At 57.4% G+C, this 24,556-nt stretch carries 26 protein-coding genes; 6 read left to right on the top strand and 20 right to left on the bottom strand.

Features of this window, described 5'->3' with window-relative positions:
• Window positions 1-96: 96 nt before the first annotated feature.
• Window positions 97-810 carry a DUF554 domain-containing protein gene (locus tag RTE01_RS17815; RefSeq protein ID WP_134527748.1) on the bottom strand — a complete coding sequence of 238 codons (714 nt, stop codon included), beginning with the start codon at window positions 808-810 and terminating at the stop codon, window positions 97-99.
• 431 nt (window positions 811-1,241) lie between these two features.
• Between RTE01_RS17815 and RTE01_RS17810 the strand changes: the two genes are divergently transcribed.
• On the top strand, window positions 1,242-3,380 hold the full coding sequence (locus RTE01_RS17810; RefSeq protein ID WP_123551947.1) for an ornithine decarboxylase: 2,139 nt from the start codon (window positions 1,242-1,244) through the stop codon (window positions 3,378-3,380).
• Between the two features lie 71 nt (window positions 3,381-3,451).
• On the opposite strand, the gene RTE01_RS17805 is transcribed toward RTE01_RS17810, so the two are convergent.
• The 4 genes from RTE01_RS17805 to mutY form a co-directional block, all read right to left on the bottom strand.
• Complete coding sequence (locus tag RTE01_RS17805; RefSeq protein WP_041147217.1) at window positions 3,452-4,705, bottom strand: nucleoside permease; 1,254 nt, start codon at window positions 4,703-4,705, stop codon at window positions 3,452-3,454.
• Between the two features lie 241 nt (window positions 4,706-4,946).
• Entirely contained in the window at window positions 4,947-6,029 is a 1,083-nt protein-coding gene (gene mltC / locus RTE01_RS17800; protein WP_041147216.1) for a membrane-bound lytic murein transglycosylase MltC, read from the bottom strand.
• A 49-nt stretch (window positions 6,030-6,078) separates the two neighbouring features.
• Complete coding sequence (locus RTE01_RS17795; protein ID WP_041147215.1) at window positions 6,079-6,354, bottom strand: oxidative damage protection protein; 276 nt, start codon at window positions 6,352-6,354, stop codon at window positions 6,079-6,081.
• Window positions 6,355-6,382: 28 nt separating this feature from the next.
• Window positions 6,383-7,441, bottom strand: coding sequence for an A/G-specific adenine glycosylase (mutY, locus tag RTE01_RS17790; RefSeq protein WP_115191893.1), 1,059 nt, complete (start codon window positions 7,439-7,441; stop codon window positions 6,383-6,385).
• 136 nt (window positions 7,442-7,577) lie between these two features.
• Here mutY and trmB point away from each other — a divergent pair, with 136 nt between their 5' ends.
• The 3 genes from trmB to RTE01_RS17775 are packed head-to-tail and all read left to right on the top strand — an operon-like array spanning window position 7,578 to window position 9,393.
• Window positions 7,578-8,297, top strand: a complete 720-nt coding sequence (gene trmB, locus RTE01_RS17785; RefSeq protein WP_041147213.1) for a tRNA (guanosine(46)-N7)-methyltransferase TrmB — start codon at window positions 7,578-7,580, stop codon at window positions 8,295-8,297.
• The gene (locus tag RTE01_RS17780) at window positions 8,297-8,623 is read left to right on the top strand and encodes a YggL family protein (protein WP_041147212.1); all 327 of its coding nucleotides are present in this window, start codon (window positions 8,297-8,299) and stop codon (window positions 8,621-8,623) included. The genes trmB and RTE01_RS17780 overlap by 1 nt, the downstream gene beginning before the upstream one ends.
• 50 nt (window positions 8,624-8,673) lie before the next feature.
• Entirely contained in the window at window positions 8,674-9,393 is a 720-nt protein-coding gene (locus tag RTE01_RS17775; protein WP_134527742.1) for a YggN family protein, read from the top strand.
• A gap of 60 nt (window positions 9,394-9,453) precedes the next feature.
• On the opposite strand, the gene RTE01_RS17770 is transcribed toward RTE01_RS17775, so the two are convergent.
• From RTE01_RS17770 to RTE01_RS17735, 8 genes are all read right to left on the bottom strand, one after another.
• A complete protein-coding gene (locus RTE01_RS17770) occupies window positions 9,454-10,701 on the bottom strand; it encodes a sugar ABC transporter permease (protein WP_141335229.1) in 1,248 nt (415 codons plus the stop codon).
• Between the two features lie 4 nt (window positions 10,702-10,705).
• Window positions 10,706-11,518 carry an ATP-binding cassette domain-containing protein gene (locus RTE01_RS17765; RefSeq protein WP_041147209.1) on the bottom strand — a complete coding sequence of 271 codons (813 nt, stop codon included), beginning with the start codon at window positions 11,516-11,518 and terminating at the stop codon, window positions 10,706-10,708.
• Window positions 11,519-11,580: 62 nt separating this feature from the next.
• Complete coding sequence (locus RTE01_RS17760; RefSeq protein ID WP_041147208.1) at window positions 11,581-12,627, bottom strand: substrate-binding domain-containing protein; 1,047 nt, start codon at window positions 12,625-12,627, stop codon at window positions 11,581-11,583.
• Between the two features lie 314 nt (window positions 12,628-12,941).
• Entirely contained in the window at window positions 12,942-14,081 is a 1,140-nt protein-coding gene (hemW, locus tag RTE01_RS17755; RefSeq protein ID WP_141335227.1) for a radical SAM family heme chaperone HemW, read from the bottom strand.
• Window positions 14,074-14,667 carry an XTP/dITP diphosphatase gene (locus RTE01_RS17750; RefSeq protein WP_076946669.1) on the bottom strand — a complete coding sequence of 198 codons (594 nt, stop codon included), beginning with the start codon at window positions 14,665-14,667 and terminating at the stop codon, window positions 14,074-14,076. The genes hemW and RTE01_RS17750 overlap by 8 nt, the downstream gene beginning before the upstream one ends.
• A gap of 26 nt (window positions 14,668-14,693) precedes the next feature.
• Window positions 14,694-14,984 carry a DUF167 family protein YggU gene (yggU, locus tag RTE01_RS17745; RefSeq protein WP_041147205.1) on the bottom strand — a complete coding sequence of 97 codons (291 nt, stop codon included), beginning with the start codon at window positions 14,982-14,984 and terminating at the stop codon, window positions 14,694-14,696.
• Window positions 14,981-15,547: a YggT family protein gene (locus tag RTE01_RS17740; RefSeq protein ID WP_041147204.1), complete on the bottom strand. Its 567-nt coding sequence runs from the start codon at window positions 15,545-15,547 to the stop codon at window positions 14,981-14,983. The genes yggU and RTE01_RS17740 overlap by 4 nt, the downstream gene beginning before the upstream one ends.
• A gap of 17 nt (window positions 15,548-15,564) precedes the next feature.
• Complete coding sequence (locus RTE01_RS17735) at window positions 15,565-16,269, bottom strand: YggS family pyridoxal phosphate-dependent enzyme (protein ID WP_076946670.1); 705 nt, start codon at window positions 16,267-16,269, stop codon at window positions 15,565-15,567.
• 16 nt (window positions 16,270-16,285) lie between these two features.
• Between RTE01_RS17735 and RTE01_RS17730 the strand changes: the two genes are divergently transcribed.
• A complete protein-coding gene (locus RTE01_RS17730) occupies window positions 16,286-17,266 on the top strand; it encodes a type IV pilus twitching motility protein PilT (RefSeq protein ID WP_041147202.1) in 981 nt (326 codons plus the stop codon).
• Window positions 17,267-17,609: 343 nt separating this feature from the next.
• Complete coding sequence (locus tag RTE01_RS17725; protein ID WP_041147201.1) at window positions 17,610-18,263, top strand: LuxR C-terminal-related transcriptional regulator; 654 nt, start codon at window positions 17,610-17,612, stop codon at window positions 18,261-18,263.
• Window positions 18,264-18,318: 55 nt separating this feature from the next.
• Here RTE01_RS17725 and ruvX read toward each other — a convergent pair whose 3' ends face one another.
• The 7 genes from ruvX to RTE01_RS17690 form a co-directional block, all read right to left on the bottom strand.
• Window positions 18,319-18,735 carry a Holliday junction resolvase RuvX gene (gene ruvX, locus RTE01_RS17720; RefSeq protein ID WP_041147200.1) on the bottom strand — a complete coding sequence of 139 codons (417 nt, stop codon included), beginning with the start codon at window positions 18,733-18,735 and terminating at the stop codon, window positions 18,319-18,321.
• Window positions 18,735-19,298 (bottom strand): YqgE/AlgH family protein, encoded by a 564-nt coding sequence (locus tag RTE01_RS17715; RefSeq protein WP_041147199.1) that lies wholly within the window; start codon window positions 19,296-19,298, stop codon window positions 18,735-18,737. The genes ruvX and RTE01_RS17715 overlap by 1 nt, the downstream gene beginning before the upstream one ends.
• A gap of 349 nt (window positions 19,299-19,647) precedes the next feature.
• Window positions 19,648-20,595, bottom strand: a complete 948-nt coding sequence (gene gshB / locus RTE01_RS17710; protein WP_041147198.1) for a glutathione synthase — start codon at window positions 20,593-20,595, stop codon at window positions 19,648-19,650.
• A 20-nt stretch (window positions 20,596-20,615) separates the two neighbouring features.
• The gene (gene rsmE / locus RTE01_RS17705) at window positions 20,616-21,347 is read right to left on the bottom strand and encodes a 16S rRNA (uracil(1498)-N(3))-methyltransferase (RefSeq protein ID WP_076946674.1); all 732 of its coding nucleotides are present in this window, start codon (window positions 21,345-21,347) and stop codon (window positions 20,616-20,618) included.
• Window positions 21,348-21,439: 92 nt separating this feature from the next.
• Entirely contained in the window at window positions 21,440-22,147 is a 708-nt protein-coding gene (gene endA / locus RTE01_RS17700; RefSeq protein WP_041147196.1) for a deoxyribonuclease I, read from the bottom strand.
• Between the two features lie 94 nt (window positions 22,148-22,241).
• Entirely contained in the window at window positions 22,242-22,742 is a 501-nt protein-coding gene (locus RTE01_RS17695) for a SprT family zinc-dependent metalloprotease (protein ID WP_041147195.1), read from the bottom strand.
• Between the two features lie 78 nt (window positions 22,743-22,820).
• The gene (locus tag RTE01_RS17690) at window positions 22,821-24,215 is read right to left on the bottom strand and encodes a sugar porter family MFS transporter (protein ID WP_041147194.1); all 1,395 of its coding nucleotides are present in this window, start codon (window positions 24,213-24,215) and stop codon (window positions 22,821-22,823) included.
• Window positions 24,216-24,556 lie beyond the last annotated feature (341 nt).

The raw sequence follows: 24,556 nt of genomic DNA, 5'->3' as shown, positions 1-24,556 counted from the left end.
CATTAAAACCGATTCGCCTCGCTGCGTCAACGAAATTTCATCAAATCAACGCAGGATGGACAATCTATCACCACATTGCATTAAAAGCACGCACCTTCAGGCGAAAAAGAGGCTCCAGGCTGCCGATAGCGGCATGGCCAGCACCAGCGCCGGCAGCATATTGACCACCGCAAACATCTTGATACCGCAGATGCGCAGCCCGGTCGCCAGCAGCAGCATTCCGCCAACGGCGCTGAAATCAGCCATCATCATCGGGGTCGTCAAAGGCATAATTAACGCCGCGCAGGCCGCCAGGGTGAGCTGAATAGCCAGCATCGGGAAGCTTATCGCCGCGACGGCAATGCCGAGAGAACAGGCAAAGATGGTGGCGGTGAAAAAGTCGAGGAACGCTTTGGCAATAAGGATACTGGCGTCGCCGGTCATGCCTTCGCGCATCGCGCCGAAGATCCCGGTGCCGCTGGCGCAGAACAGCACGATAATCGCGACGTAGCTCTGAACAAAAGAGTCATGGGCGGCAACCCGCCGCTTGCCCTTGGGCGAGAATATCTGCTGGAGCTTGCCGACCAAAGCGTTGGTCCCTTTCTCCATATTGCACACTTCGCCAAGCAGGGCGCCCAGCAGGGTGGCGAGCACCATCACCGGCAGGTTGGCGCATTTAATCACTAATAAAATACCGATACCCAAAGAGGCGAGGCCAAAAATAGAGGTCATCGATGTGCGGATGCGCTCCGGCAATCTCTGGCTTAAAAGTGCGCCAATAATGCCGCCTAACAGCACCGCACCGGCGTTAATAAAAGGCCCTGTAACCACAGTGTGCTCCCGTTAATTATCCCTAATAAGTGCATTATTATGAACCTGTCACGGCGTAAACGCTTGTGGATCCGTGGTATGACTGCATATGCAATTCATCTTGCCTGGGTATGGCAAAGGTGACATTATTGCGCGAATTTTCTTCTCTTCAACTATGAGGCCGCCGGGATGACCGCATCACCAACGCATTGCCGCCGTGCGCGGATGCGCAAGCCGCCTCATCTTGCTACTCTTAGTCTCGATCCTCTTGCCCTCATGCGGTGAAGGCAGCGTATGCTCACTGCAGGACAACAGTAAAAGCGGACCCGGTCTGCTTTTACTGATGTCGGGCGGTCGGAGCTGGAATCCAGTCGGACCCTGACATTTCGTTGGACAAGGCGTGAACGCCTTGTCTGAGGCCTTTTACTCTCCGGAAACGGGTATTCGCGCTAATGAAATCAATGCACATTGCCGCCAGCTGCGAGCTGGTCCCCCATCTGTCCACCCACCGTCGCGTGGTGGCGCTGGACAGTACTGATTTTACCGATGTGGCGGCAGTCGTCATTACCGCAGCGGACAGCCGCAGCGGCATCCTCTCTCTACTTAAGCGTAGCGGGTTTAACCTGCCGGTCTATCTGCTAAGCGAAAATGAAATGGCAAAGCCAGACGGCGTCGCGGCGGTGATGAGCGGCAAAGAGCAGGAGTGGCTGGAGCTGGAAGCGGCCGCCTGCCGCTATGAAGACAACCTGCTGCCGCCGTTCTTTAATACCCTGACTCAGTACGTCGAGATGGACAACAGCACCTTTGCCTGTCCGGGACATCAGCACGGGGCGTTTTTTAAAAAACACCCTGCGGGCCGTCAGTTCTTTGACTTCTTTGGTGAGAACGTCTTCCGCGCCGATATGTGCAATGCCGACGTCAAGCTGGGAGACCTGCTGATCCACGAAGGCTCCGCCAAGCATGCGCAGAAGTTCGCGGCGAAGGTGTTTAACGCCGACAAAACCTATTTCGTCCTTAACGGCACCTCGGCGGCGAATAAGGTGGTCAGCAACGCGCTGCTCACCCGCGACGACCTGGTGCTGTTTGATCGTAATAACCACAAATCCAACCACCACGGCGCGCTGATTCAGGCCGGGGCCACGCCGGTCTACCTGGAGGCCTCGCGCAACCCGTTCGGCTTTATCGGCGGCATCGATGACCACTGCTTCGATGAAGGCTATCTGCGCAACCTGATCCGTGAAGTGGCGCCGGAGAAGGCCGATGCGCCGCGGCCGTTCCGCCTGGCGGTGATTCAGCTTGGTACCTACGACGGGACCGTCTACAACGCCCGTCAGGTGGTGGATAAGATTGGCCGCCTGTGCGACTACATCCTGTTTGATTCCGCCTGGGTCGGCTACGAGCAGTTTATTCCGATGATGGCCGACTGTTCGCCGCTGCTGCTCGATCTGACGCCGGAAGACCCGGGCATTTTTGTCACCCAGTCGGTGCACAAACAGCAGGCCGGCTTCTCGCAAACGTCGCAGATCCACAAGAAGGATAACCACCTGCGCGGTCAGGCACGATTCTGCCCGCACAAGCGGTTGAATAACGCCTTTATGCTGCACGCGTCAACCAGCCCGTTTTACCCGCTGTTTGCGGCGCTCGACGTGAATGCCAAAATTCATGAAGGCGAAAGCGGCCGCCGGCTGTGGGCAGAGTGCGTGGCGCTGGGTATCGAAGCGCGTAAGGCGATCCTTGCCCGCTGTAAGATGATTCAGCCCTTTGTTCCGCCGACGGTGGCCGGGCGTCCGTGGCAGGATCATCCGACCGAAGCCATCGCCCGCGAGCGGCGCTTCTTCAGCTTTGAGCCGGGCGCCAGCTGGCACGGCTTTGAGGGCTATGCGGGCGATCAGTACTTCGTTGATCCCTGCAAGCTGCTGCTGACCACGCCGGGCATTGACGCGCAAAGCGGCGAGTATACCGACTTCGGGATCCCGGCGACGATTCTGGCGCACTACCTGCGAGAGAACGGCATTGTGCCCGAGAAGTGCGATCTGAACTCGATTCTGTTCCTGCTGACCCCGGCCGAGAGCGCTGAAAAAATGGCGCAGCTGGTGGCGATGCTGGCGCAGTTTGAACAGCATATCGAAGCCGATACCCCGCTGGCCGACGTGCTGCCGACCATCTTTAACAAGTATCCGGTGCGCTATCGTGATTACACTATCCGCGAGCTGTGCCAGGAGATGCACGATCTGTACGTCAGTTTCGACGTTAAGGATCTGCAAAAAGAGATGTTCCGCAAGCGGAGCTTCCCGCGGGTGGTGATGAATCCGCAGGACGCGAACCGCGAGTTTATCCGCGGTAACGTTGATCTCGTGCGCCTGAGCGAGGCCGAAGGCCGCGTGGCGGCTGAGGGGGCGCTGCCGTATCCGCCGGGGGTGCTGTGCGTGGTGCCGGGCGAAGTGTGGGGCGGAGCGGTGCTGCGCTACTTCCTCGCGCTGGAGGAGGGCGTCAATATGCTGCCCGGCTTCTCGCCGGAGCTGCAGGGCGTCTACAGCGAAACGGATCCTGACGGCATTAAGCGGCTGTACGGCAACGTGCTGAAGGCATAAAAAAACGCCCCGGCGCGAGCGCGGGGCGTGGCGTTTTGTAGCCCGGCAGGCGTCGCGGCGCCGGGCTGCTATCAGGCGCTCTGCTGGACGGCGGCAGGCTGTCTGACGTGCTTGTATTTAAACAGCGCGACGAAGGCGAAGGCCAGAACCAGCGAGTATCCGGCGAAGATAAGCCATACCGGCTGCCAGTTGGTGATACCGTTGGTGGTATACATCTCCACCACTTTCCCACTCACCACGCCGCCAAGAATACAGCCGAAGCCGTTGGTCATCATCAGGAACATCCCCTGGGCGCTGGCGCGAATTTCCGGTCTTACCTCTTTCTCGACAAACACTGAACCCGAGATGTTGAAGAAGTCGAAGGCGCAGCCGTAGACAATCATCGACAGAACCAGCAGCACGGTGCCGAACGGCGATGGGTCGCCATAGGCGAACAGGCCGAAGCGCAGCATCCACGCCACGATACTGATCAGCATGACGTTCTTGATGCCGTAGCGGCTCAGGAAGAACGGAATGGTCAGAATAAACAGGGTTTCTGAGATCTGGGAAATCGACATCATTACCGACGCATGCTCGACAATAAAGCTGCCCGCGAAGAGTGGGTTATTGTCGAAGCTGTGCAGGAAGGTATTACCGAACATGTTGGTGATCTGCAGCTCTGCGCCTAACAGCATGGAGAAGATAAAGAAAATCGCCATCCGTTTGTTTTTGAACAGGGCAAATGCGTCCAGGCCCAGCATGGTGCTCCAGCTCTGGTTTTTCTGCTGGTTAGAGACCGGGATATGCGGCAGCGTCAGGGTGAACAGCGCCAGCACGACGGAGAGCGTTGCGCCGATATAAAGCTGCATATGGCTTAGCTCGAAGCCGGCGAAGCTGACGGCCCACATCGCCATGATAAAACCGATGGTTCCCCAGATACGGATAGGCGGGAAATCGGTGACGATATCCATGCCGGCGGATTTCAGACGATAGTAGGAAATGGTGTTAATCAGCCCCAGCGTTGGCATATAGGCCAGCGAGTTGAGGAGAATAACCAGGAACATCTCGCCCGGCGTGGTGACCTGGGCCGCCATAAACAGCGTCCCAGCCCCGACCAGATGACATAGCGCATAGACCCACTTGGCGCTGATCCACTTATCCGCCACGATACCCAGCAGCGTGGGCATAAACACGGCCGCAATACCCAACGAGCTGTAAACGGCACCGATCGACGCTCCGTCAAACTTAAGCGTCACAAACATATAGGAGCCTAGCGTAGTCAGCCAACTACCCCACAGGCAGAACTGCAGAAACGACAATATTTTAAGCTGCAGCTTAAGGTTCATGTTATTTTCCTCACGAGTAAGCGGGGGAGCTGTTGTTATGGTTACATTCAGGACTACGATTTGATGAAATTCTATCAGCAAGCGGCATCATGTTTTGTTACCTTCCGCAAATAAATGCAATCCATATTAATTTGCAGATTAGATTGTGATGCAAATAACGTTTTCGTATGGCGCACGGTGAAATGGCACGGGACGATCCCGGCTCTCGCGCGTGCCGAGAGCCGGGTAGAGGGTAAAGACCCTATTTGCGGCGGTAGGACTTCTGCGCCGTGTTGACTTTATACAGGTAGCGGCGGGATTCCCCTGAGGGGTGGCGGGTGGTGAGCGTCGTGTAGACGTCGCCCGGCGTCATGCTGTTAATGATATTGGCCGCCTGAACCTTATCGCTGGAGAAGACCCGCAGTACGCTCCCCGCGCCGCCGTTATAGGCGGTGATCACCGCGTAGCGTCGCGAGGTAGGGTTGTCGATGCCGGCGAGGTAGACGTTGTTCAACATCGCCAGATACGCGGTGCCGGTGTCGATATTATTGGCCGGATCGAACAGGAAGCTGCGGCTCGGTAGGCCCGATCTCCCCTGGGAGCGGAAAACGTCTTTCCCGGCGCTGTGCTGGACGACCTGCATCAGGCCCAGCGCGTCGGCATGGCTGACGGCGTAAGGGTTAAAGGAGGATTCGGTCTGCATAATCGCCAGGATCAGCGACTCGTCAATGCCGTACTTCCGCGCCGACTGGCGCACCATACCGATATACTTATGCGCGCGCTTATCGAGGTGGTTCGGCACCAGGTTGATGGTGATGCTGTAAATGATCCGCAGGCCGTTGCTGCGGCTCTTCAGCCGCGTCTGCAGCAGATAGTCGGCGTAACGCGACGCGCGCCACTCCCAGCGAATCGGATCGCCGTGATTGTCCACCACCTGACCGTAGAGGAACGGCTCTTTCGAAATCTGGATATCGTCGGTGTCGGAGTAGAGGTCAATGGAGCCCGGATCGTCGCCCATCAGCAGCGTTTTGATGATGGTCTGACGAAGACGGCCGGTGGGATCGGTACCGGCGATAGTCTCGACGGTAATGGTACCCTCATCAAAGTTGATGTGGCTACGGGTCTGATAACCGTCGGTATATTTAACGTAGTCTTTCGGCCCGGCGAGCAGGACTTCGTTATAACCCCAAATATTTTCGACGTTGTGGGCGAACTGGCCCATCAGGATATCGAAACCGTTGGTGTCCTTTACCCACGCTTCGTCATACCCGGCGCCCTTTTTATTCGAGCTGGAACACGAAACGAGCAAAGGCGCAATGAGCGCTAGCGCTAAATATTTTTTCATCATTCCGGGAGTGTGCGTTGTGTTGGTGGTGGTAAAAGCCGTCAGGCTCTTACCGTTTTTCCGGCGGCGTATAGCCTTCGATATGCACATCCTTCCCTTCAAACAGGAACTGAATCATCTCCTGCTCAAGCAGTTTGCGGTGCTCTACGTTCATCATGTTGAGCTTCTGCTCGTTGATCAGCATGGTCTGTTTGTGCTGCCACTGGGCCCAGGCTTCTTTGGAGATCTCGTTATAGATGCGTTTGCCGAGATCGCCCGGGTAGAGCTGGAAATCCTGGCCATCCGCTTCGCGCTGCAGGAAAGTACAAAAAATAGTTCTGCTCATGATTAATCCTCTTTAATTGGCCTGAACGCTATACCAGCGCCCCGGCCTTAAGCTGTTGCAACAGGCGTTCCACGGGAGCCGCCAGACCGACTGACGGCGGCTGCGCTAAGTTATACCAGAGTGCGCCAGCTTCATCCATGCATGCGCCTGATGAGTGCACTGTAAGCCACATCGGCACAATATCCAGGTGGAAATGGCTGAAAGTGTGGCGAAACGCGGTCAGCTGCGTCAGATTATCGGCCTGAATCTGCCGCTGTGCCAGCCACTCGCGCAGCGTCTCTTCATCTTCAAACTGCGGAAAACAGAATAATCCGCCCCACAGCCCTACCGGCGGCCGCTGGGCGAGAAACACCTCGTCGCCGTGCTGCATCAGCAGAAAATAGCCGGTGCGTTGCGGAATAGTTTGCTTCGGTTTCCTGCCGGGATATTGAGTCCATGAATTATTGGCGTAGGCCTCGCAGCCGTTATTCAGCGGGCACAGCTCGCATTTAGGCTTCGAGCGGGTGCAGACGATCGCCCCCAGATCCATCATCGCCTGGTTAAAACGTTCGACCCCTTTGGCCGGCGTCACCTCTTCGCTAATCCCCCAAAGCTGCTTCTCTACCTCTTTTTTTCCCGGCCAGCCGCTGACCGCATAGCAGCGGGCCAGCACGCGCTTCACGTTGCCGTCGAGAATCGGAAAATGCTTACCAAGAGAGAGCGATAAAATGGCGCCCGCCGTCGAGCGTCCGACTCCGGGCAGGGCGGCCACTTCGTCAAAGGTCTGCGGGAATTCGCCGCCGTGCTGGTTGGCCACCTGCTGCGCCGCCTTATGTAAATTACGCGCCCGTGCGTAGTAGCCGAGGCCGGTCCACAGATGCAGGACTTCGTCCAGCGGGGCGTTGGCCAGATCGATAACCGTTGGGAAACGCGCCATAAAGCGTTCAAAATAAGGGATTACCGTTGCCACCTGCGTTTGTTGCAACATCACCTCGGAGAGCCATACTTTGTAGGGCGTTTTGCCGATTTGCCATGGCAGGGTTTTACGCCCGTATTTGTCGTACCACTCCAGCACCTGGGCTGAAAATTGCGCGGCGAGAAAAGTCAAAGCTGCAGCTCCGGAATTGCGATAACAGGGTGGCAGATTGCAGCACAAGGGCGAGAGGCTGTAAACCCTTGCATCCGTCGGGTAACTTTGGATAATGCCCGTTTTCCGAACACATTCACAAGCAGACCTAACCTTTATGAAAAACGACGTCATATCTCCGGAGTTTGATGAAAACGGCCGCCCTCTGCGCCGCATTCGTAGCTTCGTCCGCCGCCAGGGCCGCCTGACCAAAGGGCAACAGCACGCGTTGGATAATATCTGGCCGGTGATGGGCGTTGAGTTCACCGATGCGCCGCTTGATTTAGCTTCGCTGTTTGGCCGCGAGGCGCCGGTCACCTTAGAGATCGGTTTTGGCATGGGCTCCTCGCTGGTAGCGATGGCCAAGGCGAAACCGGAGCAGAATTTCCTCGGTATTGAAGTACACTCTCCGGGCGTCGGGGCGTGCCTTGCTTCCGCTGAGGAAGAGGGTGTACAAAACCTGCGCGTGATGTGTCACGATGCGGTCGAAGTTCTGCACACCATGATCGCGGATAACTCCCTTAATATGGTGCAGCTCTTTTTCCCGGACCCGTGGCATAAAGCGCGGCATAATAAACGCCGCATCGTGCAGGCGCCGTTTGCTGAACTGGTTAAAAGCAAGCTCAAGCTCGGCGGCGTCTTCCATATGGCGACCGACTGGGAACAGTATGCCGAGCATATGCTGGAAGTGATGTCGTCGCTCGACGGCTACCGCAACCGCTCGGAAAGCAACGACTATGTACCGCGCCCGGAATCGCGCCCGGTAACCAAATTTGAACAGCGTGGCCATCGTCTTGGCCACGGCGTATGGGACTTAATGTTCGAGAGGGTGAAATAATGGCAAAGAATCGTAGCCGTCGTCTGCGTAAGAAAATGCATATCGACGAGTTTCAGGAAGTGGGCTTCTCCGTCGCCTGGCGTTTCCCGGATGGGAGCAGCGAAGAGCATATCGACCAGACCGTGAATGACCTGATCAATGAAGTGATCGAGCCGAACAAGCTGGCGTTTGACGGCAGCGGCTACCTCTCCTGGGAAGGTCTGATCTGCCTGCAGGAAATCGGTAAATGTACCGAAGAGCATCAGGCTATTGTCCGCAAGTGGCTGGAAGAGCGTCAGCTTGCTGACGTGCGCACCAGCGAACTTTTTGACATCTGGTGGGACTAAGTTTGACGAGGGTCGGCAATTGCCGACCCGTTTTGTCTGAAGGGAGCTTTATGATGCGCAAAACGCTGCTGGCGGTGGCGCTGTCCGTCACCGCTTTGACCGCGCATGCGGACTACCAGTGTAGCGTCACGCCGCGCGACGACGTGATCCTCAGCCCGCAGAAGGTGCAGGTGAAAGGGGAGAACGGCGATCTGGTGATTATGCCGGACGGCAGCCTGACCTATAACGGAAAACAGTATTCCCTGAACGCGGCCCAGCGCGAGCAGGCTCAGGATTATCAGGCCGGCCTGCGCAGCAGCCTGCTGTGGATTGACGACGGCGCCCGCGCGCGGGTTGAAAAAGGCCGCAAGGCGCTGGATAAAATCATCACCGAACAGGTGGGAACCAGCAGCAGCATGCACGGTCGTCTGACCAAGCTGGACGCGCAGCTAAAAACGCAGATGAATCGTATTATTGAACGCCGCAGCGATGGGCTGACCTTCCATTATAAAGCGATCGATCAGGTCCGCGCCGACGGCCAGCAGCTGGTCAATCAGGCGATGGGCGGCATCCTGCAGGACAGCATTAACGAAATGGGCGCGAAGGCGGTTCTCAAGGGCGGCGGTAACCCGCTGCAGGGGATCCTCGGCAGCCTTGGCGGCCTGCAAACGGCGATTCAGGAAGAGTGGAAGAACCAGGAAGCGGATTTCCAGCAGTTCGGCAAAGACGTCTGCAGCCGGGTGGTTTCCCTTGAAGATAGCCGCAAGACGCTGGTGAGTTCACTGAAATAACCTATTCATTGCGCGGCCCGTAACGCCCGAGCCGCGCACTATTCTCTTTAATCGTCCCGATTAGGCACGTCCGTGCGATACGCGCGAGCGGCGGGCCAGTGAGTCGATAATCACCGCAATCGCCAGCACGCAGCCGGTAATGATATAGCGCAGCGATGAGGGCAGATTCAGCAGCGTCAGACCGTTCGAAATCGACTGAATCACGATGATCCCCAGCAGTGCGGACCAGGCGCTACCGCGCCCGCCAAACAGGCTGGTGCCGCCGATCACCGCCGCGGCGATGGCGTTGAGGTTAACGTCGCCGGTACCGGCCTGCTGGCTGGCTGAGGCCAGGCGTGAAGCCGCCAGAATCCCCCCGAACGTTGCCAGCGTCGCGCAGAGCACAAAGGCGCTGACGTAAATGGCCCTGACGTTAATCCCCGAACGACGCGCGGCCTCGCGGTTGCCGCCGACCGCAAACATCGAGCGTCCCCATTTTGTCCGCTTCAGCGCATAGTTGAGCACCATCGCCGCCGCGACAAACAGACCGAAAATCCACGGCACGCCGCGACCCAGGTTGAGGTAGAAAACGGCGGCCTCAAAAATCACCGTCAGCAGCACCGCGCGCAGCAGCAGCGAGCTGACGGACTCCGCGGAGAGGTTAGCCTGCAGGCGCCGTACGCGGGTTTTAAGGCCAAACGTCAGCAGCGCCAGGCCGGGCAGAAGCGCCATGGTATGCGAGAACCAGTCCGGCATGACCATCAGCTGGCCGAAGCGAACCAGCGGCGAAGCGTAGGGCAGGTTGATGCTGCCGCTGGGGCCGAGAATGTACAGCTGCATCCCGAGCAGCGCCAGCAGGCCGGCGAGCGTCGCCACGAAGCTCGGCATCCCGACGCGGTTGTAGAGCAGGGCGTAAATCAGGCCGACGGCGATACCGCACAGCAGCGCGACGCCAATAGCCGCGGCGACCGGCCAGCCCGTGTTGACCCACAGGACGCCGACAATCGCCGAGGCCAGACCGCTCATCGAGCCGACGGAAAGGTCGATTTCGCCCAGCATCAGCACGCAGACGATCCCCAGCGAGATAAAGCCTACGGTGGCGCAGTCAAAAAGCAGGTTAACCAGGTTATTCGGCGCAATAAACACCGGGTTGAGCCAGGTAAACACCAGGGAGATAACGATCAGCCCGGCAATCACCGGGGCGGTGCCAAGATCGCCGGTCTTGATACGGTTGATTTGCGCACGCACCACGCCGAACAGACCATCGTTGTGCTGGACGCGCTCATCGCTGCGATCCAGGGCCGGGCGGGATTCTGTCTTGCTGTTCATAAAATTAAATCACTCCCGAAGAACTTAACTGTGATTTACGTTCAACGCGGCGCGACACGGCATTTTCCGTTGCGCCGGTAATGGCGGCGACCAGATCCTGGTTGGACGCGTCGGGGGTGAAGATCCCCTTATTACGTCCGAGGCGCAGCACCACGATGCGATCGGCAACCGCGCGCACGTCTTCCATGTTATGGCTGATAATAATGACGCCGAGGCCGCGTTCGCGAACGCGCTCGATCAGGTTGAGCACTTCCGCCGTCTGGGCGACGCCGAGGGCGGCGGTTGGCTCATCCAGCATGATGATTTTTGGATTCATCAGCAGGGAGCGGGCAATGGCGACGGTTTGGCGCTGGCCGCCGGAGAGCGAGGCGATGGGTTCGCGCACCGACGGAATTCGGGCCGCCAGCTCCTGCAGCAGCGTCCACGCCCGCACCTCCATGGCGACCTCATCCAGCTGTAAAGGCGAGATCTCCTGGCCTAAAAACAGGTTGGCCACCACGTCCAGGTTTTCGCACAGGGCTAAATCCTGAAAAACCGTGGCTATGCCGTATTCCAGCGCTTTTCCCGGGCTATCAAGCGTGACGACCCTGCCGTCGAACTCAATGGTGCCGTCGGTGGGCTGATGCACGCCGGCGAGGATTTTGACCAGCGTAGATTTTCCCGCGCCGTTATCGCCCACCAGCGCCACCACTTCACCGGCATGGACCTCCAGCTCGATATCCGCCAGGGCGCAGACGGCACCAAAGTGTTTAGAGACGTTGCTGAGCTTCAGGATCGGCTGCCCGGCCGTGGATATTTTCTCTTGTTCTTGCGACATGGAAGAGACCTCAACTATTGCGAAACTACGCCCGCCGTTGGATGACGGGCGCGTGGGCAAAATTACTTTTCGATGCCTAACTTCTGGCAGGCTGCGGCGTATTCGCCGGTACAAACCTGAGCGTAGGTTTGGATCTTTTTATCGAAGATTTCCGCTTTAATATTTTTCGCGGTGATCACCGCCGGGGTGAAGAGCTGCGAAGGGGTGTTGTACAGGGTGGTGCTGGCCTGCGGCTTCTTACCCTGAATAAACTCAACGGCCACTTTCGCCGCCGCCGCCGCGACGATTTCCGACGGTTTGGAGATGGTGTTGTACTGGTCGCCGGCAATAATGAGCTGCAGCGCGGCGATGGTGGCGTCATTGCCGGTGACCGGCGGTAACGGCTGTACGCCAGCGGCTTTGAAGGCGGCAATCGCCCCGCCGCCGGTGCCGTCGTTGGCGGCAACCACGCCTTTAATTTTGTCACCAAAGCGGGTTATCTGCCCGGCAGCCCACTCCTGCGCTTTAGGCGGCGCCCATTCCGGCGTATCAAATTCTGCGAGGGTTTTGTAGCCCGACTCCTTCAGGCCACGGTGGATACCGTCGCGGATCAGTCCCGCCGCCGCGTCGGTAGGGGAGCCGTTGATTTGCAGCACGCCGGCATCCTGCGGCACGCCGCTCTCTTTCAGATGGCTGGTTAAGGATTTAGAGATGGCATAGCCAATCCCTTCGTTATCAAACGAGACGTAGAAATCTGCCGGTTTCGCCGGGATGGGGCGATCGTAGGCGATCACTTTGACATCCTGCGCCTGGGCGTTGGCGACCAGCGCAGCGGCGGCGGAAGAGTCCACCGGATCGAGAACGATGATTTTCGCGCCCTGGGCAATCACCGAGTTGAACTGCTGCTGCTGCAGGGTGGCGCTGGCGTTGGCGTTTTGATAAATGACCTTGCAGTCGGCGCACAGTTTGCTCATCTCCGCCTTGAAGCCCGGAAAATCATGCTGCTCGTAGCGCGTCGATGCCTGGTCGGGCATTAAAAAGGCGACCGTGGCAGATTCCGCTGCCTGTGCTGAAGCGGTAATGCCGGCGGATATTGTGGCAAGTGCGATAAAAACATTGCGGTAATTCATTGTCTTACCCTCTTTTTTATATGCTTGAGCCCGCCGGCATGGGCCGACGTCATAAAGACTTTTTTAAGAAGAGTTACCAATAATTCACATGTAGGATACTTCGGTTTTACATTTGCTCAACCGATGAAGCAGGATTACCACCGCGCAAAAAAGGAGTCAAGAAATGGAAAAATATCGATGTGTATTTGTGATTGGCTGCAAAGATCTGAATAAAAAAGGAGCAGGTGCTTTGACCGAAGCGCAGAGGGAAAAACGAGGGTGAGAAGAGGAGATCGTGCGGGAAAAAAACGGGCGGCGAAGGGCCGCCCGGATGCTTAATCTTCGCTCAGGAACAGCTCCAGCAGCGAGTTTAAAAACAGCTTGCCGTGCTCGGTTATCTGCCAGCAGTGCGCGTCCTCAGCCAGGTAGCCCTGGGCGATGGCGGCGGCAATTTGCGGGCGAATCACGCTCTCATCAAGGCCGGTATAGCGGCTGAACTCGGCGCGCGGCGCGGCTTCCAGCAGGCGGAAACGGTTCATAAAGAACTCGAACGGCTTATCCGCCGCCTCGACGTCGTGCTGGCGCTCAAGGTAGCGGCCTTCCATGTAGCCGCGCGGATGGCGCGTTTTTGCCGTACGCAGAATGCGTCCGTCAGGGAAGGTCACCTTACCGTGCGCCCCGCAGCCGATGCCGAGGTAGTCGCCAAAGCGCCAGTAGTTAAGATTGTGCTGACACTGATAGCCGGGTTTGGCGTAGGCGGAGGTTTCATACTGCTGATAGCCTGCCGCCGTCAGCAACTGATGCCCCTGCTCAAAAATATCCCACAGCGCATCGTCATCCGGCAGCACCGGCGGACGGGAGCCGAACAGGGTATTTGGCTCAATCGTTAGCTGATACCACGACAGGTGCGGCGGGTTGAGCTCAATGGCCTGGCGCAGATCGTCCAGCGCTTCATCCAGCGACTGGTCCGGCAGGCCGTGCATCAGGTCGAGGTTGAAGCTGCGCAGGCCGAGGCCGGTGGCCAGATGCGCCGCGCGTTTCGCCTCGCCAGGGCCGTGAATACGTCCCAGACGCTGCAGCTTTGCTTCGCTAAAGCTTTGCACGCCGATGGAGATCCGGTTGACCCCCGCGCGCTGATACTCAACGAAGCGATCGGCTTCCACGGTGCCGGGGTTAGCCTCCATGGTTATCTCGGCGTCGGCGGCCAGCGGCAGGCAGGCGCGAACGCCGTCGAGCAGCGTCTGCATCGCCGGCCCGGAGAGCAGGCTAGGCGTACCGCCGCCGATAAAAATAGTCCTGATTTCACGGCCCTGAGCATAGTGCGCGTCGGCCCGCAGATCGTTGAGCAGGTGCTGCACATAGTCGTCGTGCGGCACCTCGCCCTTTAACGCGTGCGAGTTAAAATCGCAGTACGGGCACTTCTGCACGCACCACGGGATGTGAATATACAGGCTCAGAGGTGGCAAGTTAGCCATTACGTAATGCTTCCAGTAACAGTTTCAGCGCGCGCCCGCGGTGGGATATCGCGCTTTTTTCTTCACGACTCAGCTCCGCCGCGGTTTTCCCCTCGGACGGAACAAAGAAAATAGGATCGTAGCCAAAGCCGCCGCTGCCTGCCGCGCTGCGGGCAATCACGCCGGGCCAGCTGCCGTGACAAACAATCGGCGTTGGGTCTGCGGCATGGCGCAGGTAGACCAGCACGCAGTGGAACTGCGCCTGGCGCTTATCGTCGGGAACGTCGTGCAGGGCAACGAGCAGCTTTTCCAGGTTCTGCTGGTCGCTGGCACCTTCGCCGGAGTAGCGCGCGGAGTAGATCCCCGGCGCGCCGCCGAGCGCATCGACCGCCAGGCCGGAGTCATCGGCAATCGCCGGCAGGCCGGTAATCTCTGCGGCATGGCGCGCCTTCAGAATGGCGTTTTCGATAAACGTCAGCCCGGTTTCTTCGGCGTTGTCAACTCCCAGCTCGGTTTGAGCAACGATATCCAGACCAAAATCTTCCAGCAGCGAGGCCAGCTCGCGGACCTTTCCGGCGTTGCCGGTGGCGAGAACAACTTTTTGCATGATTAATCCTGTTTAGAGCCAGGCTCTTATTCTGTCAGCGCCGCGACCTGAGTCGGGATCTGTTGCGGGTTAATGATTTTTATCTGCTTGTGCCGGCCCAGTTCGCCTTTTTCAAGAAGCACCTGGCTTTTCGCGACGCGAAACTGTTTGGCGAGGAACTTAATCAGATGGGCGTTTGCCTGACCATCAACGGGCGGGGCGGTAATGGCGACTTTGAGCTCGTCGCCATGTAAACCAACGATGCTATCACGGCTGGCCTTGGGCTGAATATACAGCCGCAAAACCAGCCCGTCAGCGCAGGCTTCGACGGCACTCATAGCGCCATCCACAGCCCCGGAAGCAGAACGTTACCGGTCGCCTGAAGCAGCTCGGAAATGCCCATGTTAATCACGTACAGCAGCAGAACCAGCACCATCGGCGAGAAGTCGATACCGCCCATGGACGGCAGCAGCTTGCGAATAGGACGCAGCAGCGGGTCGGCGAGCTGCATCAGCACGTATTCAACCGGGCTGCGGCCCTGGCTTACCCAGCTCATAATCGCCATCAGCAGCAGCACCCAGAAAATCAGCAGGCCGATAGTCTTAATCAGGATCAGCAGCGCGGAAATCCAGATGATTGGCTGGAAGGTGACCACCATAAACAGCACGATGGCTTTGATGACGCAGAGAATAAAGGCCAGCAGCATCGAGGCGCTGTCGAGCGGCCCCAGGGCCGGGATAATACGGCGCAGCGGCCCAACCACCGGCTGGGTTGCCTTCACCACAAACTGCGAGAAGGGGTTGTAAAAGTCGCAGCGTGCCCACTGCATCCAGACGCGTAACAACATGATCATGGTGTAGAGTTCAATGACCGTTGAAAGCAGGAAAGTCAACGTCTTCATGGCGTTCCTCAGATTCCTTAATTTTTGCTGTAGTCGCGCGCACCGAAGATTGCGGTACCGATGCGCACCATAGTGCTTCCCGCCGCGATAGCGGCTTCCATATCATCCGACATTCCCAGAGACAGCGTATCGACCGCAGGGTAGTGCGCCTTAAGCCGCGCAAATGCTACCGCCATTTGTTGGGCGACGGCAAACTGCCTTACATACTCTGACTCAGGGGCCGGAATGGCCATTAATCCGCGTAGCTGCAGATTCGGCAGGACATCGATCTCTGCCGCCAGCGCATCCAGCTCCTCAGGTGGGATCCCTGATTTGCTTTGCTCGTCGCTGATATTAATTTGAATCAACACGTTAAGCGGCGGCAGATGCGCCGGACGCTGCTCGCTAAGCCGGGCGGCGATCTTCAGCCGGTCGACGGTGTGGCACCAGTCGAAATGCTCCGCTACCAGACGACTTTTGTTGGACTGCAGCGGGCCAATAAAGTGCCACTGCAGATGGTGAACCCCGGCATCCTGAAAGTGGCGAATTTTTTCCACGCCTTCCTGAACGTAGTTTTCACCGAAAGCCACCTGACCGGCAGCCACCGCTTCTTCGACCGCGCTCGCAGGTTTGGTTTTACTGACTGCAAGCAACGTAACTTCTTCTGGCGAGCGGCCGCAGCGAGCGGCAGCGCCTGAGATTTTGTCCCGGACCTGTGCCAGGTTATGCGCAATATCGTTCATATTCCGAGGATGAGTTATGGAGCTGGAAGAAATAGTGGCCCTTAGTGTAAAGCATAACGTCTCCGATCTACACCTGTGCAATGCCTCGGCGCCGCGCTGGCGTCGTCAGGGGAGGCTGGAGCCCGCGCCCTTCACGTCGCCGGAGATCGGCAAAATACTCGCGCAGTGGCTCAATGACGATCAGCAGGCGCAGTGGCAGGCCAGCGGACAGGTTGATTTCGCGCTGGCGCTACCCGGCGGGCCGCGCCTTCGCGCCAGCGCATTTGCCCACACGCGCGGGCTATCGCTGGCGCTGCGCCTGCTGCCGGAAGCCTGTCCGCGGCTTGATGAGCTCTGCGTTCCCGCCGCGATAGCCGAGCTGCTCAATGAAGAGAGCGGGCTGATCCTCGTGACCGGCGCGACCGGCAGCGGTAAATCGACCACCCTCGCGGCGATGGTTGGCTATCTCAATCAGCGCCTCGACGGCCATATCCTGACCCTTGAAGATCCGGTGGAGTTTGTCCATGGCAGCGAGCGCTGCCTGGTCCAGCAGCGTGAAATTGGCCGCCACGCGCCGTCGTTTGCGGCGGCGCTGCGGGTGGCGCTGCGCCAGGACCCGGACGTCATTCTGCTGGGCGAGCTGCGCGACAGCGAGACCATCCGCCTGGCGCTGACGGCTGCGGAGACCGGGCACCTGGTGATGGCCACGCTGCATACCCGCGGCGCCGCGCAGGCGGTGGAGCGTCTGGTTGACGTTTTTCCTGCTCAGGAAAAAGAGCAGGTTCGCGGCCAGCTGGCGGGAAGTTTATGCGCCGTACTGGCACAAAAATTATTACCGGATATATCTGGCGGTAGAGTTGCGCTATTCGAGCTTTTGGTAAATACCCCGGCGGTGGCTAATTTGATCCGCGAGGGTAAAACCCATCAGCTGCCCGGCGTTATGCAGACCGGACAGCAGAGCGGAATGCAGACTTTTACGCAAAGTTTTCAACAGCGTGTCTCCTCCGGTCGCCTGTAGCCGGAGGTTTAATATCCAGTCATCATGCCAGTTTGTTGTTATCGTAATGTTTTATTAATGTTCTTTGATATTGATTTTAAATATAGGTAAGCGTAAATGACTACGTCAAAATAATGAGTGCCAGGAATTTGCTTAGGCATTATCCTCGCAGAAATGGGAAAAAAATAAGATTATCTTTTGACACTTTTAATGAATTCACCTTATGCTGTTTGTGGGGGTAGGATGATTCCCATGAAATATTGTTTTAATATGTAAACTTATTTCAGTTTATTAATGAATATGTGATTTTTTTTTAATTCATTTAACCACCATGATGGTGGGTGTTTGCTAAGGAGAGTTTTAAGTGATTAATTTATCAGGTAATTACGCCCATTCTCGTCAGATTATCTTTATTACTCATCCCTCGATTCAGAGTAAGTCTTTTGTCAGCGGACTGGCGGAAACCCTATCGATCGCAGTGACTCTGCATAATATCAATAAGCCCCTGACGCAGCGTTTAGCGAAAGACTGTGTAATATTATTTGATATTGCCGTGTCGAATAAAAAACTGAACGGCGTGTGGCGAGATATTATTCGATCGCACGCAGAGAACCCGCGCCTGCTGATTATCAACAGCGCACAAAAGTATGAGCTCTATGAGATGGCGCAGTGGCCCGCGCTCTACGGCGTCTTCCGCCATGACGATGACGTCTCGCGTTTAATTGAGGGCGTGAAGGCCGTGCTGAACGGCGAACAGACGGCTGAGCTGAGCGTGATGCATCCGGCGATGTACGCTGCGAATCATGCATCGGTGCCGGTGGAAAGCTCGCCGCTGACGGAACGGGAATGTGAGATCTTAAATGAGCTGCGCTGCGGTGCGACCAATATGGATATTGCCCGGGCGCTGTTCATTAGTGAGAATACGGTGCGCACTCATCTCTATAACGTCTTTCGCAAGCTGAGCGTGAAGAATCGTACTCAGGCGGTGAGCTGGGCTAACGAGCATCTCCGTCACTAGGTCGTCACTAAGTCGTCACGATGATGGCGCCGGCTCGGCGCCATCATGTCGGGGTTTAAAAACCCTGCTCGAAGTAGCTTTCCAGAATAACCACCGCCGAGGCTGAGTCGACGCTGCCTTTATTCAAGGCGCGAAACCCGCCGTGCTCAAAGAGCCCCGCGCGGGCTTCCACCGTGCTCAGACGCTCATCGTGCAGGGTTATCTTGACCCCGAAGCGGCCGTGAATTTTATTGGCGAAGTTGCGCGCGCGCGCGGTTAGCGGCTGCTCGGTGCCGTCCATATTCAGCGGCAGGCCGACGATAACGGCTTCCGGCTGCCACTCTTTCAGCAGCTTTTCGATAACGTTCCAGTCCGGCTTCCCATCCTGTGCTTTTAGCGCAGGAAGCGGGCGGGCGGTGCCGGTAATGCGTTGTCCAATCGCGACGCCGATGCTTTTGGTTCCAAAATCAAAGCCCAGTAAGGTTCCACTCATTACGCATGCCCCGCAACGCCGGGCATCGTCACAATATCGATCCCAATCAGTTTTGCCGCTTCACGCCAGCGATCGGCAATCGGTGTTTTAAACAAAATATTCTGATCCGCCGGGGCGGTGAGCCAGGCGTTATCGAGCAGCTCCTGCTCCAGCTGTCCCTTTTCCCAGGAGGCGTAGCCCAGCGCGACCAGAACGTTGCTCGGCTGTTTATCGGTACCGAGAGTTTCCAGCACGTCTCGCGACGTGGTGATCACGGTGTTGTCGGAAATACGGATGCTGGAAGAGAAGTCGGAGGGCGGCGAGTGCAGAATAAAGCCGCGATCTTCCGCCAGCGGGCCGCCAAGCATGACCGGCTTATCGAGACGAATATCGGGATTGCGCGGCTCAGCGACAATTTTCAGCTTCTCGAGGATCCCGTCAATCTGCAGATTTTCCAGCGGTTTGTTGACGATAATACCCATGGCACCGTCATCGTTGTACTCGCAGATATAAACCACGGAGCGGCGGAATATGGGGTCCTGAAGCGCAGGCATGGCAATCAAAAAGTGATGCTGTAAATTCATTGGCAGAGGTTCTGTTCCTGGTTCAAAAAGCAGCACCCAGTATGCGGGCAAAGTGCTGCCCTGTCGATTCAACTTTATCTTTCACGCTACGGGGGTGTTGGCTTCCTCGCTCGCCCCGGTCACATAGTAAACTATGCTCCCGGGCGCTCGCTGCGTCGCCGCCTTCCCGTAGCGCGAAATCTTTCGTTGAATCAGTTTGGCCGATTATCGGTTCGAAAAGGGCGAAGAGTAAAAAGCGAAGAACAAGGAGCAAAGAGCAAAGGGCAAGAGAACAAAAGAGTAAAGGGGCGTTGGCCCTTTTACTCTTAAGCTTTTGTTGATGCAAGCTGGCTCATCTACAAGCCGCGGATTACTTAGCGAGGCGCTTCTCGATGGCGTCCATCAGCATCCCGGTGATGGAGATCGGGAAGGCGGCCTCAATCTCGCGTACGCAGGTTGGGCTGGTGACGTTAATTTCCGTCAGGCGATCGCCGATGATATCCAGACCGACGAAAATCAGGCCCTTGGCCTTCAGCGTAGGGCCGACGCGGCGGGCAATCTCCCAATCGCTCTCGGTCAGCGGGCGGGCTTCGCCGCGACCGCCGGCGGCCAGGTTGCCGCGCGTCTCTCCACCCTGCGGAATACGCGCCAGGCACCAGGGAACCGGCTCGCCGTCGACGACCAGCACGCGCTTATCGCCGTCCTTGATGGCCGGTAGATAGTTTTGTGCCATGCAGTAGCGGCTGCCCAGATCGGTCAGCGTTTCCGCAATCACCGGCAGGTTAGGATCGCCCTCTTTCACGCGGAAAATAGAGGAACCGCCCATGCCGTCCAGCGGCTTGAGGATAATATCGCCGTGCTTTTCCCAGAAGGCTTTCAGCTGCGCCTTGTTGCGGGTGACCAGCGTTTCTGGCGTCAGGTCGGCAAACCAGGCGGTAAAGAGCTTCTCGTTACAGTCGCGCAGGCTCTGCGGCTTGTTGACGATAAGCGTGCCCTTATCTTCCGCGCGTTCGAGAATATAGGTGGCATAAATGAACTCGGTATCGAACGGCGGATCCTTACGCATCAGAATCACGTCGAGATCCGCCAGCGGCAGATCCTGCTCACTGCTGAACTCGTACCACTTGTCGTAATTCTGCTCGACGCTCAGCGTGCGCGTACGGGCGCGGGCTTCGCCGTTGATTAAGTACAGGTCGTTCATCTCCATATAATGGAGTTCGTAGCCACGACGCTGGGCTTCCAGCAGCATGGCGAAGCTGGTGTCTTTCTTGATGTTGATGGTTGCGATGGGGTCCATCACGATGCCGAGCTTGATCATTATTATTCTCCGTTAACGCTTCAACCTAAGTCGCCAAAACGCACCTGTAGCGCGGTAATGGCGGTTAGCGCAGTTGTCTCTGTACGCAGAACGCGCGGTCCCAACAGAATATCAGTAAACTGGTAACGAGCGGTCATCGCGATCTCTTCCGCTGACAGCCCTCCTTCAGGGCCAATCAGCAGACGAATGCGCTCGACCGGCAGCGGCAGCGTGTTAATGCTGGCGCTGGCGCGAGGGTGCAGGTTCAGCTTCAGGCTATCATCCTGCTCCGCACACCATGCCTCCAGCTGCATGGCCGGGCGAATCTCTGGCACCACGTTGCGGCCGCTCTGCTCGCAGGCGGCAATGGCGATTTTCTGCCACTGCTGGATCTTTTTCTGCAAGCGTTCGGCATCCAGTTTAACCCCGCAGCGCTCGGAAAACAGTGGCGTAATGAGGCTTACCCCGAGCTCGATCGATTTCTGGATGGTGAATTCCATCTTTTCGCCGCGCGACATGACCTGACCGAGGTGAATATGCAGCGGCGATTCGCGGTCGTCACGCTCGCCGCTGACAATCTCAACCGTCACGTTTTTCTTGCCCGCGTCGACGATTGTGGCTTCAAATACCTGATTACTACCGTCAAAAAGCTGAATGGCCTGGCCTTTACCCATTCGCAGTACGCGGCCAACGTGGTTCGCCGCGTCGTCGGAAAGGGCTATCTGGCTGCCGACGATAATCGGTTCGGGGTGGTGGATGCGGGGAGTGCGCATGCTTGATATTCCGTTCTTCGCGCAGGCCCCGGTTCCCCGCCGCGGCGGGAGAATAGCGGGACCTGCAAATTAACAATTGCCGCTAGTGTAGGTTAGCTCTTTTGCGCCTGGCAAGCCTGCTGGACGTAAGGATTGTGGTTGCCCTGAACTTTAGCGATACGCTCATCGCGTTCGCACTCCCAACTGGTGACCGGGTAGGTCTTATCCCAGGCGGTAAACAGCTGGGTTTGCTGACGGGAAAGGGTGAGCTGATAGCTATCGCGCATATAGAAGTAGGTCCGCGCAATCGCGCCGCGCGCGCGCACCGGCGGCTCGGCGACCTTCTCTTTAAAATCGACCTTCATCGCGCACTGGCCGTACTGGCCTTCGCCGCCGTTCCACTGGCTGTACATATAGTTAGCGCGGTCGCCGTTGACCTCGCCAACCGCCGGCTGCAGGTTGTGCATATCGCTTTCCATCCTGCGGTAAACCGGATCTTTGGCGCAGTTTTTACGCCCGCCATCCTGCCAGCACTGGCGCTGGTGGCCAAACTGCCACGCCGGGACGACGTGCTCCCACTCGACGCGGCTGGCGCGGTTTTCGTTTTTACGCACTTTATAGCCGCAGGATTGTAGATTGATAACGCCTTTTTTACCCTGCCAGTCGATTTTGCAGCCGCAGTAGAAGTCACCGGGGGCATCGGCGTTAACCTTCACTCCGGCGGCTTTTGCCTGGGAAAAACTGTGGATCCCTTCGGCCATAGCCTGACCGCTAAAGGCCGCAGTCAAAAGCGCTGCGGCAAAAATATGAGTACGGGACATCGTGAACTCCGTGTCAAAAAGAGCCCGCAACGTAGCGAATGCGATTGTCAGATGCAATCAGTCAGATCAGAAAATTTCCAGTTATAGCCGATATTTACTCTTCGGCGACCAGCAGATCGCCGCAGCGAACGCAGCGGTAGGTGGCTTCGCCGCGCGTCACGCGGTTGTGACGGCGAACGGTAAGCTGGTGCTGCTGGCACTGGCAGCGGTAGGGGAAGGTATTCTGTCGCACGGAGTCCAGTTCGAAGCGGTGGGTGCGGCGGGCCGGCACTTCCAGCACGCTTTCCATCATCCACTTCCACTCTTTGCCGTGCGGCGCCACGCGTCCAAAATGCTGCCACACCAGCAGGTGCGCCAGCTCGTGCGGCACGACCTCATCGATAAACGCCTGCTGGTTCTCCAGCAGCAGCACCGGGTTGAGGCGAATTTCATTCTTCTCCAGCCAGGCGGTGCCGGCGGAGGTTCCTCGCTGCTGATAGACCAGCGCGGGTTCCGGATAGCGGCGCTCAAGCTTGAGGTTCGCGAGGGCGAGTTTTTCCCGCAGGCTGCGCATTACGGCCTGCTGCGTAGCGATGGGAATTCGGGGTGTCTTCATAGCGCCAGAGGATAGTGCGGCGAGGAGAGGAGAGCAAGAAGAAGCTTCCTCCCGCGGGGGGAGGAAGCGCGGTGATGACTAGTCGCGAGCGCCGATTTCACGCAGCGGACGGCCCTTCATCAGGTTACGTTCGATATGTTCCAGCGAAACGTTTTTGGTTTCCGGAATCAGCCACAGGGTCAGGAAGATGAACAGGATATTCAGGCCGCCATAGACCCAGAAGGTGTTCGCGCTGCCCAGCGAGTTCAGCATGGTCAGGAAGGTCGCACCGACGATCATGTTGGCAATCCAGTTGGTGGCCGTGGAGCAGGTGATGCCGAAATCGCGGCCCTTCAGCGGCTGAATTTCTGAACACAGGACCCAGATCAGCGGGCCTGCGCTCATTGCGAAGCCGACGATAAACATCAGCAGCATCAGCACGGAGAAGTACTGCGCGGTCGTGGAGTGGATGCCGATATGCATCATGCTGCCCAGCACGCCCATGCCGACGGCCATGACGATAAAGCCGAGGATCAGCGTTGGCTTACGGCCCCAGCGGTCAACCAGGCCGATCGCGATAAAGGTCGCCAGCACGTTGGTCAGGCCGACGATAACCGTGCCCCACATCTGCTCGGTGGTGTTGGCGTAGCCCGCCAGCTCAAAGATCTTCGGCGCGTAGTACATGATGACGTTCATCCCGGTGAACTGCTGCATCACCTGCAGCAGGACCCCGAGGAACACCGCGCGGCGGAAGTTGCTGTTCTCTTTAAACAGCTCCCAGCCGGACTGTTTAACCTTCAGGCTTTCACGGATTTCATCGAGCTCACGTTTGGCTTCGGCGCTGGTATCACGCAGGCGCAGCAGCACGCGCTCAGCGTCGACAAAGCGGCGTTTAGCGGCAAACCAGCGCGGGCTGTCCGGCAGGAAGAAGACGCCAATCAGCAGCAGAATGGCCGGGATGATAATGACCCCGAGCATCCAGCGCCATGCGCCGCTGTAGCTAAACGCGGTATCCGACAGATAGGCGCCGAGAATACCGATGGTGATCATCAGCTGATACATCGAGATCATGCTGCCGCGAATTTTCTCCGGCGCAATTTCCGAGAGATACAGCGGGGCGGTGTAGGAGGCGACGCCTACCGCCAGGCCCAGCAGTACGCGGGAAATCAGCAGCACTTCAACGTTCGGCGCGGCGGCGGAGCACAGCGAGCCGGCAACGAACAGGATGGCGCCGATCATCAGGCTTTTCTTACGGCCCAGCTTGAAGGAGAGCCAGCCGCTGCCGACCGCACCGACCGCGGCGCCGAACATCATGGAGCTCACCACCCATTCCTGAGTGTGAGCGGTAATCTGAAACTCGTTGGCAATAAAGGGTAGGGCACCCGCAATGACGCCGATATCAAGGCCAAAAAGCAGGCCGGCCAGTGCGGCGAGGAAACAGACAAAGAACGTCATCGTTTTGTTCGAGCGCCCTTGTTTTTTGTTGTCAGGCATAACGCCCTCCAGTTGAGTTATTGATTCTGTCGCTGCTTAGAGTAGGGGAGTGCGTAGCAAAAAAATGTGATTGTAATCACGGCTGTGTAATCGCTTACACTAAGGTAAAGAAACGTAATCAATAAATATTTATATAAATCAATATAGTATGTGATTTTAGTTAATGAGATAAAAAACGGAAATCAGACTTGCCTGAAATAGTATGTAACATTGTGAAAGATTGCTTCATTAACGCTGATACGGAGCTAAATAATGGCTGCCAATCTGATGTAATCGCTTTCATCGTCGAGGGTTGCAGGAACCGATGGCGGCGGGGCGCAGAGTGCGGTGGGGGAAGAGAT

This window comes from Klebsiella terrigena, from assembly GCF_006539725.1.
Classification (GTDB): Bacteria; Pseudomonadota; Gammaproteobacteria; order Enterobacterales; family Enterobacteriaceae; genus Klebsiella; species Klebsiella terrigena.
This window is presented reverse-complemented; position numbering and strand designations above follow the sequence as displayed.